Below are 18,857 nucleotides of genomic sequence, written 5' to 3' on the forward strand. Positions count from 1 at the left end.
CTGTAGCGGGCTCTAGTAAAGAAAGGATCGGAGTTTCTTGACGAAAAAATTAAATACGAGATCGATGATCTTTACGATTTATGGAGATTATATTCAACATTATGGAAGTAAAGTGTGGATTGGTACGCTAATACGATTGCTCGAGGAGTTTGGTCACAATGCACAAGCAGTACGAGCTGCCATGTCAAGAATGCAAAAGCAAGGATGGGTCCAAGCTGAAAAGCAAGGAAATCGAAGCTACTATTCACTAACCACCCAAGGTACGAGACGAATGAAAGAAGCAGGTAAAAGAATTTTTAAGCAACACGAAGAAGATTGGGATGGGAAGTGGCGCATGCTCATCTATTCCATACCTGAAAGTAAACGAAAGTTACGAGATGAACTGCGAAAGGAACTATCGTGGAGTGGGTTTGGTTCACTCACACACAGTTGTTGGATTACCCCTCATCCTCTAGAAGATGAAGTTGAACAATTGAAAGAACGTTATGAAATTGAGCAATACATCCATTTCTTTGTTTCCGATTATGAGCAAACAGAAAAACAAAAAGAACTCGTTACACAATGTTGGGATATCGAAGAAATTAATGAGAAATATCGTCAGTTTATTGATGCGTATAGCAAGAGATTCATTATTACGAGAAATCAAATAGAGCGAGGACAAATGGACTTGGGTGCTTGTTTCGTAGAACGAACAGAACTTGTTCATGAGTACCGGAAGTTTCTATTCGTAGACCCGAGCTTACCAGAAGAGTTGTTGCCAAACGATTGGTTAGGTGGTCACGCAGCCGTCTTATTTGCCGATTATTACAATGTTTTAACTAAACCTGCGACTGAATTTTTTGAAACGATCTTCTCTGAAGGAAATGACGAAGCGTTGCTTGTGCACGTGTGATAGGAGAGATGACGATGAAGCGGTTTGAAATTCGTGATTTTTTACGTGTTGCTAACGGCGAGATTGAGCCACCTCCGTGCGATACGATGATGAACATTCGTGTTACAGCAGCAAGCGAAGGTGAATCAACTGGAACTTGGACGGTGGACGATTCGTTTATTAATGGAAACGGTGTCGTGATGGGAGGCTTTTTATCATCAGCGGCAGATATTATGATGGCGTACGCAATTGCTTCAAAGCTCGAAGATCATCAAGGGTTTGCTTCAATTAACTTAGATACAACATTTCATCGGCCGGTTACCGAAGGAGTTGTAACGGTTCATGCGAGAGTAGACCGCTTAGGTAAACGAGTCGCTTATGTCATCGCAGAGCTTTATCAACACGACAAAAAAGCAGCTACATGCCAGTCCTCAATCTTTATTACGTAAAAAAGCTTGCCCATCAATGATGAGCAAGCTTTTTATTTGAGAGCTACGAGTAAGTGCATAGGATGTTCTAACAATTCCTTTACACGGTTCGTGAAAGAGACAGCATGAAAGCCATCTGCAACCCGATGATCAAAGGAAAAGGAGACATTAAGTAGTGAGCGAATAACAATTTCTTTGTCTCGAACGACAGGAGTATCTTCAATTTTATGGAAGGATAGAATTCCTGTCTCGGGATAATTAATAATAGGTGTTGCATAAACGCCACCGATCGGTCCGACGTTACTCATCGTAAAGGTACCGCCTTGCAAGTCTTTCAACTCACACGTGTTTGTTTGCGCTTTTTTTGTTAACTGTTTGAATTGGTTGTGAATCTCTTGGATGCTAAGTGCATCAACATCTTTAACAACCGGCACAATCAGCCCTTCCTCAGCGTGTGTTGCCATCCCGATGTTAACCGTGTCTTGAAAGACAATTTCTCCGCGCTCTTCATCGAGCTTACTGTTGAAGATGGGGAAGTCATGCAATGAGATTGCGATTGCCTTTATGAAGACAGCGGATAAGGATAAGCTTGCGCCAGATTGATGGCTATAAGATTCTTTTAACGACAACAACTCGGTCACATCAATTCGTTCGAAGTGAGTGACGTGCGGGATTGCTTTGACTGATTGCGTCATTTTTGCGCCAATCTGTTTTCTTCGACCTTTATACGGTATGGACGTTCGTACGGGGGCGCTTTCGCGCAAAGTCGTCTCCTCGATTGCTGTTGTAGCGGTAACTTCGTCTTCAGGTCTCGTAGGCTGTTCTATATGACGCCGTATGTCTTCAATCGTAATTCGATTGTTTTTTCCAGTGCCTGTCACTGTTTCAATGGCAATCCCATACGTACGTGCGAGTTTTCGAGTGAATGGAGCAGCTTTTACATTTTGCAAACGAAACAATCGAGTGGCAGGTAGTTCAGTCTGGCTTTCTGCTGTTGCCTTTTCGGTTGTCTTCGTAGTGAGCGTTTCTTGCTCTTGATTTTGACTCGCTATTTTTACCATCACTTCGCCTAGAGAGACAACGTCTCCTTCGGAAACGACAATATCTTTAATCGTTCCAGCAACGGGTGATGGTAAGTCGGCAGTTACTTTATCAGTTTGCACAGCAATAACAGGTTGGTCCACAGTCACAACATCGCCAACCCCTACATATAGGGTATCGACCGTTCCTTCATGAATGCCTTCTCCTAAATCGGTCAATTTCATCTCAAACATATATGAGCCTCCTACTCTTCGTGCAACACGGTCTCAATGGCTTTATAGATGCGTGTTGCATTCGGGATATAATGTTCTTCAATTGAAAAGAAAGGAACGTGAACATCGTAACCAGTAACCCGAACAATCGGATTTCGAAGAGAAAAGAGTGCTTTATCGTTAATGAAAGCGATGAGTTCAGCACCAAACCCACTCGTTTTGTGTCCTTCATGGACGATCACTACTCTTCCGGTTTTCTCCACCGATTCAAGAATCGTTTGTTCATCGAGAGGATACAACGTACGTAGATCGACGACTTCCACGTTGACATTGTCGTTCTCTTTTGCCTGTTTAGCAGCAGCAAGTGCAGGGCTTATCATATTGCCATAAGCAAGAATTGTGACGTCTTCTCCCGTTGTAAGGGTCGATGCCTCACCAATCTTTACGGAATATTTCTCACTCGGTACTGTCGCTCGTGTAGAGCGGTACGTGCGCATCGGTTCCATAAACAGCACAGGATCAGGGTCTTCAATCGCAGAAATTAACAGTCCTTTTGCATCATAGGCGTTAGAAGGGATAACAACTTTTAATCCTGGTAGATGTGTAAACATCGCTTCCATACTATCGGAGTGCAATTCAGGAGCATGAATGCCGGCGCCATATGGAGCGCGAATAACCATCGGTACGGTAAAAGCCCCAAGCGTACGTGTTCGAATTCGTATAGCATGTGAAACAATTTGTTCAAATGCAGGGTAAATAAAACCTTGGAATTGCATCTCTGCAATCGGTTTAAAACCGTTAAGGGCAAGCCCGATACTCGTTCCGATAATGCCTGATTCAGCCAGAGGTGTATCGATGACACGATGCTCTCCGAACTGTTCAAGCAGACCGTCCGTTGCACGAAATACACCGCCGTTTACACCGATATCCTCTCCGAGAATCATCGTCGTCGGGTCTTCTTCTAACATGATCTTTAATCCATCTGTAATGGCTTGCACCATCGTTAATTCTTTGGTTTGTTGTAAAGAACTCGTCATGAAGTGACCTCCTTTTGAAACTGTTGATGTTGTTCTCGCAGTGAAGGTGTTTGATCTTCAAATACATGGTCAAACATATCATGTGGATTCGGCTCTTCTGCACGCTCAAATCGTTCTACGGCTTCATCAATTTCCATCGCAATCTCATGTGTCGCATCTTCAATCTGTTGCTCATCAAAGACACCTTCTTGGCGAAGGAATCGCTCGAGCCGAAGAAGACAATCTTCATCGCGACGTTCTTCATTAATACTTTGATCGCGATACTTTGTAGGATCATCTGCTGTCGTATGTGCTCCGTAACGCCACGTGACAGCTTCAATTAATGTTGGTCCATCTCCACGACGTGCTTTTTCAACTGCGTACGCCATTACTTTGTAAACGGCTAGTACATCATTACCATCAACGCGAATGCCTTCAATGTCATATGCGAATGCTTTTTGAGCAATCGTTCTTGATTTCATTTGCTTGTGAATCGGGACACTTATTGCAAAGTGATTGTTTTGGCAAAAGAAAATCGTCGGTGTGTTGAAAGCGCTTCCAAAATTTAATCCTTCATGAAAATCGCCTTCTGAAGTAGCGCCATCTCCAAAATAGGCAATTGCAACTCGGTCCTGCCCTTTTAAACGTTCAGCCCATGAAGCACCAACAGCGTGTAACAATTGTGTAGCAATGGGAACGGAAGGAGGTAAGATGTTTAACCCAGCAGGTGGGACACACCCATCGATTCTTCCTTTCCAATAACGAAATATCGTCTCTAATGAATGACCATAGGTCATCGTTGCTGCGTGGTCACGATACGTCGGAAACATCCAATCTCCTTGTTGAAGAGCGGATGCACTCCCAATTTGAGCAGCCTCTTGGCCTTCAAAAGGAGCGTATGTGCCGATCCGACCTTGACGTTGTAAGTTAATCGCTTTTCTGTCAAACATGCGTGCTCGAAGCATTTGTTTGTAAAACGAAAGAAGTAATGTTACATCGTACTCTTCTTCAGTAAATGCTTTACTACCATCTGGTTGAATCATTCTAAGAAGTGGATAGTCATGGTCCATTCGTTCTAATTGATCGAGATAAGAAGAAAGGGATGTTGTCAAAACGACGCCTCCTTAGTCCAGAAAAAGTATCACAATATTATATCGGACTATGTTAATACTGTAATAATAACGAAAGACGAATCAAAATGTCAATAATCTTTAGAAAATTCAACATCATTTATAATTAAATAATATGCTAGGGGTTTGGGGGATTGAAGCTTTAAAGTGATGAAGAGTACTAAACAAAAACCTTTCATTTCAGAATTGTTGGTAAGAAAACAATAATATATAACAAAAATAACAACTCCGTAAATAAAACGAATAATAAAAACGAGAAAAAACGTATCTTATGTAAAAGCGACATCTGTAATTTGTTCAAATGGAATGAAAAAGAACGTTGGGTCTTGATTAAAGACAACGCGATTGCTTTCGTGATCTACTTCTACGCATGTACCGTGTAAATGAGCGGCCATTTCTTCTTTGAGAATTGAAATGGTAAGTGGAATACTTCTATAAAGAGCGGTCTCTAATTGCTCAATGACTAATTTTTGTTCAATATTCGTCGAAACCTCTTTTTCTAAATAAGAATAAGGGTGTAAATACATCGTCGATCCACTCCTACTAAATAGTTAATGTTATTATATACGAACATATGTTCTTTTGCAATCGTTTTATATTGTCAGAAAAGTTGTCAAAAAACGGTTGACCGTCATTTCACTTAGCGGTATGATAGACAACAACATCGATGTACTCGTGAGAGAAACAAATGGTTTTGTACGGTGTACATTTACTGAAGTTTTGAGGTGATCGTATGGAAGAAGAACAGCAGTGGATATTTATGAACGGCGAGTTCGTACGCAAGCATGAAGCGAAAGTTAGCGTTTATGATCACGGATTCTTATACGGCGATGGCGTGTTTGAAGGGATTCGTACGTACGACAACAATATCTATAAATTAAAAGAACATCTCATTCGTCTTTTTGAATCAGCAAGATCAATCATGATGGAAATTCCGTATTCATTAGATGAAATGACAGAAATTGTAGTCGATACGGTTCGTAAGAATGATTTAGAGAATGCGTACATTCGAGTCGTCGTCTCTCGTGGGGTCGGCAATTTAGGATTAGACCTAGATCATGTGGAACACCTCAAGTTATTGTAATTGCAGAAGAACTAGCACTATTTCCGAAAGAACTTTATAAGACGGGGATTGAAATTGTCAGTGTAGCAACAAGAAGGAACCGCCCTGATGTGCTTAGTCCGAAGGTTAAATCACTTAATTATTTGAACAATATATTGGTGAAGATTGAGGCCAATCTTGCAGGCGTTCCTGAAGCGTTGATGTTAAATGATGAAGGCTACGTTGCAGAAGGCTCTGGTGACAACATTTTTATCGTAAAGAATGGTGTGCTTTACACACCACCGGGATACGTTGGCGCCCTCGAAGGAATTACGAGGCAAGCAATTATTGATATTGCAGATGACTTAATGTACACCGTAAAAGAACAACCGTTTACGAGGCATGACGTCTATACAGCAGACGAAGTATTCTTAACCGGCACAGCTGCAGAAGTCATTGCTGTCGTTAAAGTCGATGGACGTGTGATCTCTGATGGCAAACCAGGTCAAGAAACCATTCGATTAACTGAGGCGTTTCGTGAGAAGATTTTGCAAGACGGAACACCGGTTTACGAAAAAGAAATGAAAGCATAACAAAAAAATTTAGAATAACTATGTTTTATATTCATACTTGTGGTAACATATCTATCAATCGAACATTCGAAATTCGTATAATTGAATGACATAAAACGTTGAAGAGGATAAGTAGTCGAAAGACATTTACTTCACAGAGAGCCGAGGGATGCTGAGAACCCGGCAGTAAAGCTTAAGATGAACTCCCCTCTGAGTGCAGCGATGAACATAAGTAGTGGCTGCCGGTCAGAACAACGATCTGATCGTTACGAAAAAGACGCAAATCGGTTGCGTCATGAGCCAGCACTTTGGTGCTGGGAATTAGGGTGGTACCGCGAAACCTTTTCGCCCCTTTTGTCGAACAGACGTGAGGGATGAAAAGGTTTTTTTATTTTATTTTTTCGTAAATGTTGAGTGGACAGATTACGATACGCGATGAAGGAGGAAAAGAGATGAGTATGGATCTCGAGGTGGAAGCGAAGATGCAAGCTGCCGAACAAACAGATACGCAAATGAGTGGTAGTCAGATGATTCTGCAATCTCTCGTTGAAGAGGGAGTCGATATCATATTCGGCTATCCTGGCGGTGCAATTTTGCCAACCTATGATGAGATTTACAAAAAGGGGATACGCCACATTCTTGCTCGTCATGAACAAGGTGCCATTCACGCTGCGGAAGGGTATGCAAGGGTTTCAGGAAAAGCCGGTGTATGCATCGTCACATCAGGTCCTGGCGCTACGAATGTCGTAACGGGTATTGCTGATGCAATGATTGATTCTTTGCCGCTGATCGTCATTTCAGGTCAAGTTGCTACAAATGTTATTGGTACAGATGCTTTTCAAGAGGCTGATATGGTTGGAATTACAATGCCAATTACGAAACACAACTTCCAAATTCGTGACGTTCAAGAAATACCAACCGTAATGAAGCAAGCTTTTCATATTGCGACAACGGGTCGACCAGGTCCAGTACTCATCGATCTTCCAAAAGACGTATCTACAAATGTCGGAACATTTAATTATCCTAAGCATATTGAATTGCCTGGATACCAACCGACTGTACAGCCTAATCGATTGCAGATTAAAAAACTGAACGCGGCGATTAAAGAAGCAAAGCGTCCAGTCATTCTCGCAGGAGCAGGGGTTTTACTTTCAGGTGGATCATCTGAACTGGCAACTTTCGCAAAAACTCGAAACATTCCAGTTGTTACAACGCTTTTAGGACTTGGAAGTTTTCCTGAGTCTGAGGAGCTTTCACTTGGAATGGCAGGAATGCATGGGTTGTATACAGCGAACATGGCACTTCATGAAAGTGATCTATTAATCAACATCGGAGCACGATTTGATGATCGTCTTACTGGTAATCTTGATCATTTTGCACCGAACGCCACGATCGCACATGTTGATGTAGACCCAGCTGAAATTGGTAAAAACATCGACACGGATATTCCGATTGTAAGTGATGCCAAGCGAGCGCTTGAGATTCTAAATACTAGTAAAGAAGAGAACGACGGGTTTACAGCGTGGCATGAACACCTCACCTCGTATCAAAAAGAAAATCCACTGTGGTACGAAGAAGACGGTGAAACATTAAAGCCACAAAAACTACTTGAATTGATTTATGAGGAAACAAATGGTGAAGCAATTGTTACAACCGATGTTGGGCAACATCAAATGTGGACTGCACAGTACTATCAATTTGATGAGCCAGACCATTGGGTAACATCAGGGGGACTTGGCACGATGGGTTTTGGTTTTCCAGCAGCAATCGGGGCACAATTTGCTAAACCTGACAAAGCTGTCGTTGCAGTCATTGGAGACGCTGGATTCCAGATGACGTTGCAAGAGCTATCGATTCTTCAAGAGCTGAATTTACCTGTAAAAATTGTCATCGTAAATAACGCTTCGCTCGGTATGGTTAGACAATGGCAACAATTGTTCTATGAAGAGCGATATTCTCATTCATTGTTTCCGATTCAGCCTGATTTCATTAAATTAGCTGAAGCGTACAACATACCAGGTTTTAAAGTGGAGAATCCAGATGAAGCTCGAGATGTTTTAAAGAAAGGGCTTGAGATGGATGGCCCGGTGCTCTTTGATTTTCGTGTCACATCTTTAGAAAATGTCTATCCGATGATTGCACCTGGGAAAGGTCATCAAGAAATGGAGGGGGTTAAACCATGATCCGCACTATCACTGCAACGGTTAATAACTCTTCCGGTGTTTTGAATCGCATTACCGGTTTATTTGCTAGACGTCAATTTAACATTGAAAGCATCACAGTCGGTGTAACCGAAAACCCTGAAATTTCTAGAATGACGTTTGTTGTAAACGTCGATAACGACCGGGCACTTGACCAAGTGATTAAGCAGTTAAACAAACAAGTTGACGTTTTAAAAGTAAGAGACATTTCAGGAGACACCATTGTTGCTCGTGAACTCGCATTAATTAAGGTTGTGAGTACACCGCAAAATCGAAGTGAAATTGAAACACTGGCGAGCCCGTTTCGAGCGTCCATTGTCGATGTTGGCAGAGATTCTGTGACACTCCAAGTTACAGGTGACCACCAAAAAGTCGAAGCGCTCATTGATTTGTTAAAGCCCTACGGCATTAAAGAATTAGCAAGAACAGGTGCAACAGCGCTTAAGAGAAGTTCAAAGTCGCAATCTCAAGAATTAAAGTATTCCTTTATTCAATAAAAAATTTAACTACAAATTAGGAGAGATAAAAATGGCTACAGTATATTACAACACAGACATCAATGAATCAGTATTAGAAGGTAAGACAGTTGCAGTAATCGGTTACGGGTCTCAAGGACACGCACACGCATTAAATATGAAGGAAAGCGGCGTAGATGTTATTATTGGACTTCGTCGTGGACGTTCTTGGGAGAAAGCTGAAGAAGACGGTTTCCACGTATATGAAGTAAATGAAGCAGCAGAAAAAGCAGATATTATGATGCTTGCACTTCCTGATGAAGCTCAACCATCAATCTATGAAAATCATATTAAGCCAGCGCTTACGAGCGGTAAGTCACTCGTATTCGCACACGGTTTCAACATTCACTTTAGTCAAATTCAACCACCTGAAGACATCAATGTTTTTATGGTAGCGCCTAAAGGACCTGGTCATATCGTTCGTCGTACGTACGAATCTGGTGCAGGCGTACCAGCGCTTTATGCAATTTACCAAGATCCACACGGTGAAGCGAAAGAACTCGCACTCGCTTATGCGAAGCAAATTGGTGCAGGTCGCGCAGGGATCATTGAAACAACATTCCAAGAAGAAACAGAAACGGATCTTTTCGGTGAGCAAGCGGTACTTTGCGGTGGTACATCGGCACTCGTAAAAGCAGGTTTTGAAACACTTGTAGAAGCTGGATATCAACCTGAAGTTGCGTACTTCGAGTGTCTTCATGAATTGAAACTCATCGTAGATTTGATGTACGAAGGTGGACTTGAGTACATGCGCTATTCAATTTCAGATACAGCTCAGTGGGGTGACTTTGTTGCAGGACCACGGATCGTAACGGATGAGACGAAAGCTGCAATGAAAGAGATTCTTACAGACATTCAAACAGGAAAGTTTGCACACGGTTGGATTGTTGAAAACCAAGCGAACCGCCCTCAGTTCAATGCAATTAACAAGCGTGAGCACGAGCATCAACTAACTGAAGTTGGGCAAAAGCTTCGTGAAATGATGCCATTTGTAAAACACGATCAAAAAGGAGTGATTTCGCGTGCGGGAAATTGATATTTTTGATACGACATTGCGAGATGGAGAACAACAACCAGGCTTGAATTTGAATCTCGATGAAAAGCTCGAAATCGCCAAGCAACTCGATCGCCTAGGCGTAAATATTATCGAAGCAGGTTTTCCTGCTTCGAATGATGGTGACTTTCACTCGGTTCAAAAGATTGCAAGAGCGGTAAAAAACAGCACCGTAACTGGGCTCTCTCGTGTCGTGAAAAAAGATATCGACACTGCATACGAAGCACTAAAAGATACAGCTAATCCGAGGATTCATATTTTCATTGCGACCTCCGACATTCACATTAAGCACAAACTATTAATGACACAACAAGAAGTGCTTGATGCTGCTGTAGAAGCTGTACGCTATGCGAAACAGAAGTTTCCTGTCGTCCAGTTTTCAGCAGAAGATGCTTGTCGCACGAGTTGGGATTTCCTAACTAAGATCTCGTCTGAAGTTATTCGAGCAGGTGTTGATGTAATTAATTTGCCAGATACGGTAGGTTACACGACACCTAATGAAATCAAAGCGATGTTCCAACATATGAAACAGCATGTTCATGACGTAGAGAAGATTAAGCTATCTGCTCATAATCATGATGATTTAGGAATGGCTGTTGCAAACTCTTTAGCAGCAATTGAAGGTGGCGCAGACCAAGTTGAGTGTACGATTAATGGCATCGGAGAACGAGCAGGAAATGCGTCTTTAGAAGAGATTGCTGTTGCACTGCAAATTCGAAAAGACTATTACGCGGCGAACTCAACGTTAAAGCTTAACGAATTGAAGCGCACGAGTAATCTCGTCAGTAAGTTGACGGGGACGATTGTGCCTGGCAACAAAGCAATTGTTGGTGCAAATGCATTTGCCCATGAATCTGGCATCCACCAAGACGGGGTGCTTAAAGAGAGCACAACGTACGAAATTATTACGCCAGAGCTCGTTGGTGTTGAGAAGAATAGCTTGCCTCTAGGAAAGCTTTCTGGCAAGCATGCTTTTAAAACAAAAATTACCGAACTCGGTTTTGAGTTAGAAGAAGAAGACTTAAAACGTGTATTTAAAGCATTTAAAGATCTTGCACACAAAAAGAAAAGTGTGACAGATGACGATATCTTTGCTTTATTAACAGCAGAGAAATCAGGTAGTCAAAGTGGTATGTATGAGCTGAAAAGTTTACAAGTAAATGTCGCAACTCAAGAGAACGTCATTCAAACGGCGACCGTTATTGTTCGCACGCCAGACGGTGAAGAAATTCAAGAAGCGGCGACGGGTAAAGGAAGTGTCGAAGCCGTTTATAACACACTCTCGAGATTAATCGGTGAACCGATACAGCTTGAAGATTATCGTATCCAATCTGTAACAGGTGGAGAAGATGCACTTGCTGAAGTTGTTGTACACCTCACTTACAATGACGAGTCATCACTTGGGCGCGGTACAGCGCATGATGTGCTAGAAGCTTCTGCATTTGCTTATTTAAATGCAGTAAACCGAATTATTAGTGGTAATCCAACAAAAGAACCGATCGAAGAGTTAGTGTAATAAAGAATTGAGGGGAAAAGATGGTAAAGAAAATTGCAGTTCTTCCAGGTGATGGCATCGGACCAGAAGTAATTGAAGCTGCTGTTCATGTTCTAAAAGCCGTTGCAAAAAAAACGAATCAACAATTTGAATTCCATTACGGAAATATTGGAGGGGTCGCCATTGATGAAGAAGGAGACCCCTTCCCCTCTTCAACTGAGGAGCTATGTAAATCGAGTGATGCGGTATTGTTAGGAGCGGTAGGTGGTCCGAAATGGGATCAAAATGAACCCACTCTTCGACCTGAAAAGGGCTTGCTTGCAATGAGAAAGAACTTAGGACTGTTTGCGAACTTACGTCCGGTCAAAGCGTATGGTCCACTACTTGATTCATCTCCACTGAAACGAGAAGTTGTTGAAGATGTGGACGTACTGATTATGCGTGAACTTACAGGCGGCATTTATTTTGGTAAACACGAACGTGAACAAGTAAATGGTGAATGGCAAGCGCTGGATACGTTAACGTATTCAGAATCTGAGATTACTCGTATTGCCAAAAAAGCATTCGAAGCAGCTAAATTACGAGATCAACGTGTCGTTTCTGTCGATAAGGCAAACGTATTGGAGTCGAGTCGATTGTGGCGAGAAGTGGTAGATCGTATGAAAACAGATTACCCTGATGTAACGGTTGAGCATATGCTCGTCGATAACGCTGCCATGCAGCTCATTCACGGACCAAGCCAGTTCGATGTTATATTGACAGAGAACATGTTCGGTGACATTTTAAGTGATGAAGCTTCAATGCTGACCGGTTCTCTAGGGCTGTTGCCATCTGCAAGTTTAGGAGACCAAGGTGTCGGTTTGTTTGAACCGATTCACGGATCTGCTCCAGATATCGCAGGTCAGAATATTGCAAATCCTTTAGCTGCTATTGCTTCTACTGCGATGCTTTTAAAATACGGGTTTGAGATGGATGACGAAGCAAAAGCCATTGACGATGCCATTTTGAAAGCGTTAGAAGCAGGGTATCGTACGAAAGATATTGCGACTGAGCAAGGTGCTGTTTCTACAACGACGGAAATGACAGAAGCAGTTATAAAAGCATTACGATAAGGAGGAGTCGTGTGATGGGAAAGACGATCATTGAAAAAGTTTGGGAACGTCATAAAGTTTACGAAGAAGAAGGGAAGCCAGACTTACTCTATATCGACTTGCACCTTATTCATGAAGTGACGTCACCGCAAGCGTTTGAAGGGCTACGACTTAACAATCGTAAACTTCGTAGACCTGATTTGACGTATGCAACGATGGACCATAATATTCCTACGAAAGATCGCGAGACGATCACTGATAAGATTGCAAAAAAGCAAATCGATGTGCTCGTTGAAAACTGTAATAACTTCGGGGTTGAGTTGGCAGGTTTGGACAGTCCGAACAACGGTATTGTTCATATTATCGGGCCAGAACTTGGACTCACTCAACCTGGAAAAACGATCGTCTGTGGAGATAGTCATACGTCAACTCACGGCGCATTCGGAGCGCTAGCTTTTGGAATTGGGACGAGCGAAGTAGAACATGTGATGGCAACACAAACGCTTTGGCAAGATCGACCGAAAACGATGGAAGTCGTGGTGGACGGTCGCTTGGAGAATGGCGTTTCTGCAAAAGATATTATTTTAGCTCTAATTGCTAAATACGGAGTGAACTTCGGAACAGGCCACGTCGTTGAATATCGTGGCGAAGCCATTCGAGGCTTGACGATGGAAGAGCGCATGACAATTTGCAATATGTCCATTGAAGGCGGTGCTCGCGCTGGGTTAATTAGCCCAGATCAAGTAACGTTTGACTATCTACGAGGACGAGAAAATGTGCCTGATGGTGATGCATACGACGTAATTGTTGAAGAGTGGAAGCAACTTGCCAGTGATCCTGATGCGAATTTTGATGCAACACTCGTTTTAGATGCGAGTGAAGTGAAGCCGATGGTTACTTGGGGAACGAACCTGGCCAAGGGGTGACAATTGACGGTGCTGTACCTTCACCAGAAGATGGCACAACAGATACTGAGCGTCGTGCAATTGAACAATCTCTCGAGTACATGGGGCTTGAACCAGGGACGAAGATGGAAGACATCAAAATTCAACACGTGTTTTTAGGTTCGTGTACAAATGCTCGTATTAGTGACTTGCGTGAAGCTGCACGCTATATAAAAGGAAAGAAAGTGGATAAATCTGTTCGAGCTCTTGTCGTCCCGGGTAGTGTGAAAGTGAAACGACAAGCTGAGGAAGAAGGCTTAGCAACTATTTTTATTGATGCGGGATTTGAGTGGCGCGATGCAGGGTGTAGTATGTGTCTTGGGATGAATCCTGATCAAGTTCCTGCAGGAGAGCGTTGTGCATCAACGTCCAACCGAAATTTCGAAGGGCGACAAGGTAAAAATGCACGTACTCATTTAATGAGCCCAATTATGGCAGCAGCAGCGGCGGTTCATGGGCATTTCGTGGATGTTAGAAAGCTAGATGCCATACCGGCGTCATCGTAAGGAGGGAATAGAATGGAAAAATTCACCACGCACGTTGGAACTGTAGCAGCACTTCCTTATGTCAATATTGATACCGATCAAATTATACCGAAGCAGTTTTTAAAACGGGTAGAGCGTACAGGTTTCGGACAGTTTTTATTTTACAATTGGCGACTACTTGAAAACGATCAGCCAGATCCTGAATTTCCATTGAACTACGAGCGTGCAAAAGATGCGACAATTCTCGTTGCAGATGAGAACTTTGGGTGTGGCTCATCTCGTGAACATGCAGCCTGGGCGCTTCAAGATTACGGCTTTAAAGTCGTCATTGCACCTAGCTTCGGTGATATTTTTTACAACAACAGTTTCAAAAATGGTCTACTTCCTGTTCGAATGCCGCTTGAAGTCGTTCGGAATTGGGAAGAGAGGTTTGAGGAAGGAACACTGCAACTACGTGTGAACCTTGAAGAGCAAGTGATTGAAGATGACCAAGGCGGTATTCATACATTTGACATTGACGCGTATTGGAAAAACATGTTGATTCACGGCTTAGATGAGATTGGATTAACGCTTCAATACAGTGATCACATTGCTAAATATGAGCGAGCGGTACAATAATTAATGGACAAAAGCCAACAGATGATCTGTTGGCTTTTTACTTTTGAAAAGATTTGAAAGAGAACTGCGAAGAAGAAACGATCACCTTTCCTTTCACCTGATAAACCTCCATTTTAATCCTCCTTCAATTTATTTGTTTTAAATGAATCACGAAGTGGTAAAGAGGTATCATACATACGTATGTACACGTGTGAGAAGCGAGGTTCACAAATGAATAGGATGTGGTTGAATGACAGTTGAAATTGTCGCGTTTGCCTTAATGGTCATTAGTATTGTACTTATTATTGGAAAGTGGATCCGTTTACGGGTTCCCGTTTTTCAACGACTGTTTTTACCTAGTTCATTGCTTGGTGGTTTCTTTGCACTTCTTTTAGGACCAGAAGTTATTGGAAGAATTATTACAGCAGTCACAGGCGAAGAAGTCATGCCTTACGGTATTTTTACCGAAGGAATTTATGAGGTGTGGGCGGAGCTCCAGGATTATTAATCAATGTCGTCTTTGCCAGTCTTTTTATTGGGTTTGCATTACCGCGCTTCAAGAAATATGGAAAGTCGGTGGACCACAAGTCGCGCTCGGCTATACGATTTCTTGGGCACAATATGCAGTAGGTATGGCGATTGTCTTAGTTATTTTAACGCCGTTGTTTGGCACAAACCCAGCAGCAGGTGCTTTAATTGAAATTTCATTCGTAGGTGGCCATGGTACTGCAGCAGGTCTTTCAGATACATTTGAATCGTTAGGATTCCCGGAAGGTTATGATCTGGCTGTAGGATTAGCAACCGTCGGAATCTTATCTGGTGTCGTCATCGGTATAGTGATGCTTAATATTGCAGCAAGAAAAGGGAAATCTGAAACGTTGAACACCCAGATGACATTTCAGTAGATCAACAAACAGGAATATTAGATCAAGATCGTCGTGAATCTGCGGGACAAATGACAACTTCTACAGTTTCCATCGAACCATTGGCGCTTCATATCGGTCTCGTCGGTTTAGCAATTTTTATCGGTTACTGGATATTAGAGGCTTTAGTTTGGGTGGAAGAAGTTCTTTGGTTAGATACCGGTGTAGAAATTATTGCCCATGTCCCTCTGTTTCCATTTGCGATGATCGGTGGAATTATCGTGCAAGTCTTTATGACGAGATATGATAAAAATGACATCGTCGATCGACAAATTGTGAGTCGCATTCAGAATACAGCTTTGGATTTATTAATTGTAAGTGCATTAGCAACTCTTAGTTTACAAGTAATCGGAGACAACTTATGGGAATTCATTATTTTAGCTGTCGTTGGTGTTGTCTTAAATGTTATTATGTTTATTTATTTAGCACCACGAATGATTCCTCATTTCTGGTTTGAACGTGGTATTGGTGACTTCGGTCAGTCAATGGGTGTTGCAGCGACAGGGATCATGCTCATGAAGATCGTTGACCCTGAACAAAAGACGCCTGCGATGAAAGCGTTTGGTTACAAACAGATCTTCTTTGAACCGATGGTCGGTGGTGGTTTAGTAACTGCAGCAGCGATGCCACTCATTATAAACTTCGGTGCCGTTCCATTTTTAATCGCAACGACATTATTAACCGTTGCATTCTGGTTACTCGGTGTGCTTTACTTCGGTAAGAACAAACAGAATGAACGGCGTGAGTAATGTTCGTTTATGAATAGAGGATGAATGATGAGTAAACATGACAATAAAGTGATTATGTTTCCAGGCATGCAAGAGCACCTCATCAAAAAAGGGCTACTTGCATTGGAGACGAACAATTATAATGAAGCAATTGAATCGTTTCAACTTCTATTAGACGTCGACCCCGCGCATTATGATGCGGGGTACGGCTGTTTGCTAGCTTACTTAAAAGCAGGGCGGACAGATGATGTGTTAGAACTTGGCAAAGTCTTGATTGAGAATCGACCTTCATCAGAAGGAAAGGTTGTTTCAATCATCATTAGCGCTCTTTCTGAAAACAATCGCTGGTCAGAAGCGATTTCGTGGATCAACCGTTCTTTGCGTAGTGAAGCGATCAGTGATGATGAGCGCATGCAAATGCAACAAATATTGACAAATGCCGAGTGGATGGAACAGCAATCAGACGTTCAAGTCGAACGAGAAGAGCTTCCTGAAGAGCTACAAAAACGTTTGTATTCCGGTTCAGAAGAAGAAAAGATGGGTGCTTTTCAACAGATTAAGCAATACAGCGTTGGCGCGTCGGTGTCAGCATTTGAAAAAGTGCTCGCTGACGATGAACAAAATCCAGTATTAAAAACGATGATCATGTTGTACTTAAAAGATGAAGATTGGAGCGAGTCAGTTGCCGTTAGTAAAGATGATCTTATGCTTTCGTTCGTTCCGAATGAACTAAAAGGGTTTGAAGACTATGAAGCTGAAAAGGAAGCAAAGCTTATCCAGTTGCTCGAACATACCGTTCTTAATGAGAGTCCGCAACTTTACGAAACGGCAACGCAGTTATGGGAGTATGTAAAGTTTAATAAGTATCCATTTGCACTTCCGGCTTTTCATGTTCATACATATGCGGCAGCGCTCCACTTCGAAGCGATGGTGTATGCTGGAATGGTTCAAAAAGACGAACTTCAAACAATTGCACATACGTATAGTGCGGATGTTCAGGAATTACAAGAAGTCGTCCAAGTTCTCCGAGCGCATCATCCGACAAATTAATAGAAAACTTATGTTTAGGCAAGTTTTTCTATCGGACATTGATTGAAAACAAGGTCGAATATGTTATAATGTAATGGTTGTAATTATGGATGCGTAACCTATGAAACTTGGAGGGAACACAATAAATGACTGCTAAATGGGAAAAAGGTGAAGGAAACCAAGGGGTCCTCACTGTAGACGTAGATGCAAAAGAATTCGACGCTGCGATTGACCAAGCGTTTGATAAAGTGAAAAAAACGGTCAATGTACCAGGATTCCGTAAAGGGAAAGTACCTCGTCAATTGTTTGAATCACGTTTTGGAGTAGAATCATTGTACCAAGATGCACTAGACATTCTTCTACCTAAAGCATATTCTGAAGCGGTTGAAGAGACTGGAATCGAACCTGTTGACCAACCAGAAATCGACATCAAAGAGATGGAAAAAGGTAAAACACTTATTTTCACTGCAAATGTTGTCGTAAAACCTGAAGTTGAACTTGGCGAGTACAAAGGTCTTGAAGTACCGAAGTTCGATACAACGGTAAATGACGAAGACGTTAACAAAGAATTAGAGTCACTTCGTGAGAAGCATGCAGAGCTTGTTGTCGTTGAAGACGATGCGGCTAAAGATGGCGACACACTCGTATTTGACTTTGAAGGATTCGTTGATGGTGAGCCGTTCGAAGGCGGAAAGTCTGAGAACTACTCATTAGAGATCGGATCTGGACAGTTTATCCCAGGCTTTGAAGAAGAGCTTGTAGGTGCAAAAGCTGGCGAAGAAAAAGACGTTAACGTGACATTCCCTGAAGAATACCATGCAGCTGACCTTGCTGGTAAGCCTGCAGTATTCAAAGTGAAAGTTCATGAAGTAAAGCGCAAAGAGCTTCCAACACTTGATGATGAGTTTGCAAAAGATGTCGATGAAGATGTCGAAACGTTGGACGAGCTTAAAGCGAAGAAGAAAGAGCAACTCCAAAAAGACAAAGAGCATGAAAAAGAGCATCACGATAATGATGCAGTCGTTGAGAAAGCAACTGAAAACGCGACAGTCGACATTCCAGATGGAATGATCAAGACTGAAACGGATCGTATGATGCAAGAGATGGAGCAACGTTTCCAATCTCAAGGCATTTCTATGGATATGTACTACCAAATGGCAGGTACAGATGCAGAAGGAATGAAAGAGCAATTCAAGCCAGAAGCTGAAAAGCGTGTTCGCATGAACCTCGTTCTTGAAGCAATTGCTGTTGCTGAAGAGCTAGAAGCAAGTGATGAGCGAGTTGAAGAAGAGCTCGACAAAATGGCTGAAATGTATCAACGTGAAAAAGAAGAGATTCGTCAACTTCTTGCAATGCAAGGTGGCGTAGAGGCTCTTAAAGGTGATCTTCGCATCCAAACTGCGGTTGATTTCCTTGTTGAGCAAAGCGTTAAAGTTGATAAAGTTGAAGAGAATAGTGCAGAATAATGCATGGGATTAAAAGG

17 protein-coding genes, 2 pseudogenes and 1 other annotated feature are annotated in these 18,857 nt (G+C 42.3%); of the genes and pseudogenes, 15 read left to right on the top strand and 4 right to left on the bottom strand.

Features of this window, described 5'->3' with window-relative positions:
- Positions 1 to 64 precede the first annotated feature (64 nt).
- On the top strand, positions 65 to 892 hold the full coding sequence (gene paaX, locus JCM19038_RS17825) for a phenylacetic acid degradation operon negative regulatory protein PaaX (RefSeq protein ID WP_042420602.1): 828 nt from the start codon (positions 65 to 67) through the stop codon (positions 890 to 892).
- 14 nt (positions 893 to 906) lie between these two features.
- Positions 907 to 1,320 (top strand): PaaI family thioesterase, encoded by a 414-nt coding sequence (locus JCM19038_RS17830; protein ID WP_042420579.1) that lies wholly within the window; start codon positions 907 to 909, stop codon positions 1,318 to 1,320.
- Between the two features lie 32 nt (positions 1,321 to 1,352).
- Here the strand turns inward: JCM19038_RS17830 and JCM19038_RS17835 are convergent, their stop codons facing one another.
- The 4 genes from JCM19038_RS17835 to JCM19038_RS17850 form a co-directional block, all read right to left on the bottom strand.
- A complete protein-coding gene (locus tag JCM19038_RS17835; protein ID WP_042420580.1) occupies positions 1,353 to 2,573 on the bottom strand; it encodes a dihydrolipoamide acetyltransferase family protein in 1,221 nt (406 codons plus the stop codon).
- Between the two features lie 11 nt (positions 2,574 to 2,584).
- Positions 2,585 to 3,589, bottom strand: a complete 1,005-nt coding sequence (locus JCM19038_RS17840; RefSeq protein ID WP_042420581.1) for an alpha-ketoacid dehydrogenase subunit beta — start codon at positions 3,587 to 3,589, stop codon at positions 2,585 to 2,587.
- Positions 3,586 to 4,638 (bottom strand): pyruvate dehydrogenase (acetyl-transferring) E1 component subunit alpha, encoded by a 1,053-nt coding sequence (pdhA, locus tag JCM19038_RS17845; protein WP_042420605.1) that lies wholly within the window; start codon positions 4,636 to 4,638, stop codon positions 3,586 to 3,588. Before pdhA ends, JCM19038_RS17840 begins: the two co-directional genes overlap by 4 nt.
- A 329-nt stretch (positions 4,639 to 4,967) precedes the next feature.
- Positions 4,968 to 5,225, bottom strand: coding sequence for a hypothetical protein (locus JCM19038_RS17850; protein WP_042420582.1), 258 nt, complete (start codon positions 5,223 to 5,225; stop codon positions 4,968 to 4,970).
- A 206-nt stretch (positions 5,226 to 5,431) separates the two neighbouring features.
- On the opposite strand from JCM19038_RS17850, the pseudogene ilvE reads away from it, so the two are divergent.
- The 13 genes and pseudogenes from ilvE (at position 5,432) to tig (ending at position 18,840) form a co-directional block, all read left to right on the top strand.
- Positions 5,432 to 6,333: pseudogene (gene ilvE, locus JCM19038_RS17855) on the top strand (branched-chain-amino-acid transaminase).
- Between the two features lie 89 nt (positions 6,334 to 6,422).
- Positions 6,423 to 6,668 (top strand) — a binding site (T-box leader).
- A gap of 102 nt (positions 6,669 to 6,770) precedes the next feature.
- Entirely contained in the window at positions 6,771 to 8,495 is a 1,725-nt protein-coding gene (gene ilvB, locus JCM19038_RS17860; RefSeq protein ID WP_193745164.1) for an acetolactate synthase large subunit, read from the top strand.
- The gene (gene ilvN, locus JCM19038_RS17865) at positions 8,492 to 9,010 is read left to right on the top strand and encodes an acetolactate synthase small subunit (RefSeq protein WP_042420584.1); all 519 of its coding nucleotides are present in this window, start codon (positions 8,492 to 8,494) and stop codon (positions 9,008 to 9,010) included. Before ilvB ends, ilvN begins: the two co-directional genes overlap by 4 nt.
- A gap of 31 nt (positions 9,011 to 9,041) precedes the next feature.
- Entirely contained in the window at positions 9,042 to 10,064 is a 1,023-nt protein-coding gene (gene ilvC / locus JCM19038_RS17870) for a ketol-acid reductoisomerase (protein ID WP_042420587.1), read from the top strand.
- Positions 10,051 to 11,598, top strand: a complete 1,548-nt coding sequence (locus JCM19038_RS17875) for a 2-isopropylmalate synthase (protein WP_042420589.1) — start codon at positions 10,051 to 10,053, stop codon at positions 11,596 to 11,598. The genes ilvC and JCM19038_RS17875 overlap by 14 nt, the downstream gene beginning before the upstream one ends.
- 20 nt (positions 11,599 to 11,618) lie before the next feature.
- Positions 11,619 to 12,689 (top strand): 3-isopropylmalate dehydrogenase, encoded by a 1,071-nt coding sequence (gene leuB, locus JCM19038_RS17880; RefSeq protein ID WP_042420591.1) that lies wholly within the window; start codon positions 11,619 to 11,621, stop codon positions 12,687 to 12,689.
- A gap of 14 nt (positions 12,690 to 12,703) precedes the next feature.
- Positions 12,704 to 14,118: pseudogene (gene leuC / locus JCM19038_RS17885) on the top strand (3-isopropylmalate dehydratase large subunit).
- Positions 14,119 to 14,130: 12 nt separating this feature from the next.
- Positions 14,131 to 14,715 (top strand): 3-isopropylmalate dehydratase small subunit, encoded by a 585-nt coding sequence (leuD, locus tag JCM19038_RS17890; RefSeq protein ID WP_042420592.1) that lies wholly within the window; start codon positions 14,131 to 14,133, stop codon positions 14,713 to 14,715.
- Positions 14,716 to 14,944: 229 nt separating this feature from the next.
- The gene (locus JCM19038_RS24010; RefSeq protein WP_238554487.1) at positions 14,945 to 15,202 is read left to right on the top strand and encodes a hypothetical protein; all 258 of its coding nucleotides are present in this window, start codon (positions 14,945 to 14,947) and stop codon (positions 15,200 to 15,202) included.
- Positions 15,171 to 15,599: a sodium/glutamate symporter gene (locus JCM19038_RS24015; RefSeq protein WP_238554488.1), complete on the top strand. Its 429-nt coding sequence runs from the start codon at positions 15,171 to 15,173 to the stop codon at positions 15,597 to 15,599. Before JCM19038_RS24010 ends, JCM19038_RS24015 begins: the two co-directional genes overlap by 32 nt.
- Before the next feature lie 50 nt (positions 15,600 to 15,649).
- Positions 15,650 to 16,366 (top strand): hypothetical protein, encoded by a 717-nt coding sequence (locus JCM19038_RS24020; RefSeq protein ID WP_238554489.1) that lies wholly within the window; start codon positions 15,650 to 15,652, stop codon positions 16,364 to 16,366.
- A gap of 27 nt (positions 16,367 to 16,393) precedes the next feature.
- Entirely contained in the window at positions 16,394 to 17,395 is a 1,002-nt protein-coding gene (locus JCM19038_RS17900; RefSeq protein ID WP_042420594.1) for a lipopolysaccharide assembly protein LapB, read from the top strand.
- 125 nt (positions 17,396 to 17,520) lie between these two features.
- The gene (gene tig, locus JCM19038_RS17905) at positions 17,521 to 18,840 is read left to right on the top strand and encodes a trigger factor (protein WP_042420596.1); all 1,320 of its coding nucleotides are present in this window, start codon (positions 17,521 to 17,523) and stop codon (positions 18,838 to 18,840) included.
- Positions 18,841 to 18,857: the final 17 nt, after the last annotated feature.

The sequence above is a fragment of the Geomicrobium sp. JCM 19038 genome (genome assembly GCF_000698125.1).
Classification (GTDB): Bacteria; Bacillota; Bacilli; order Bacillales; family Marinococcaceae; genus Geomicrobium_A.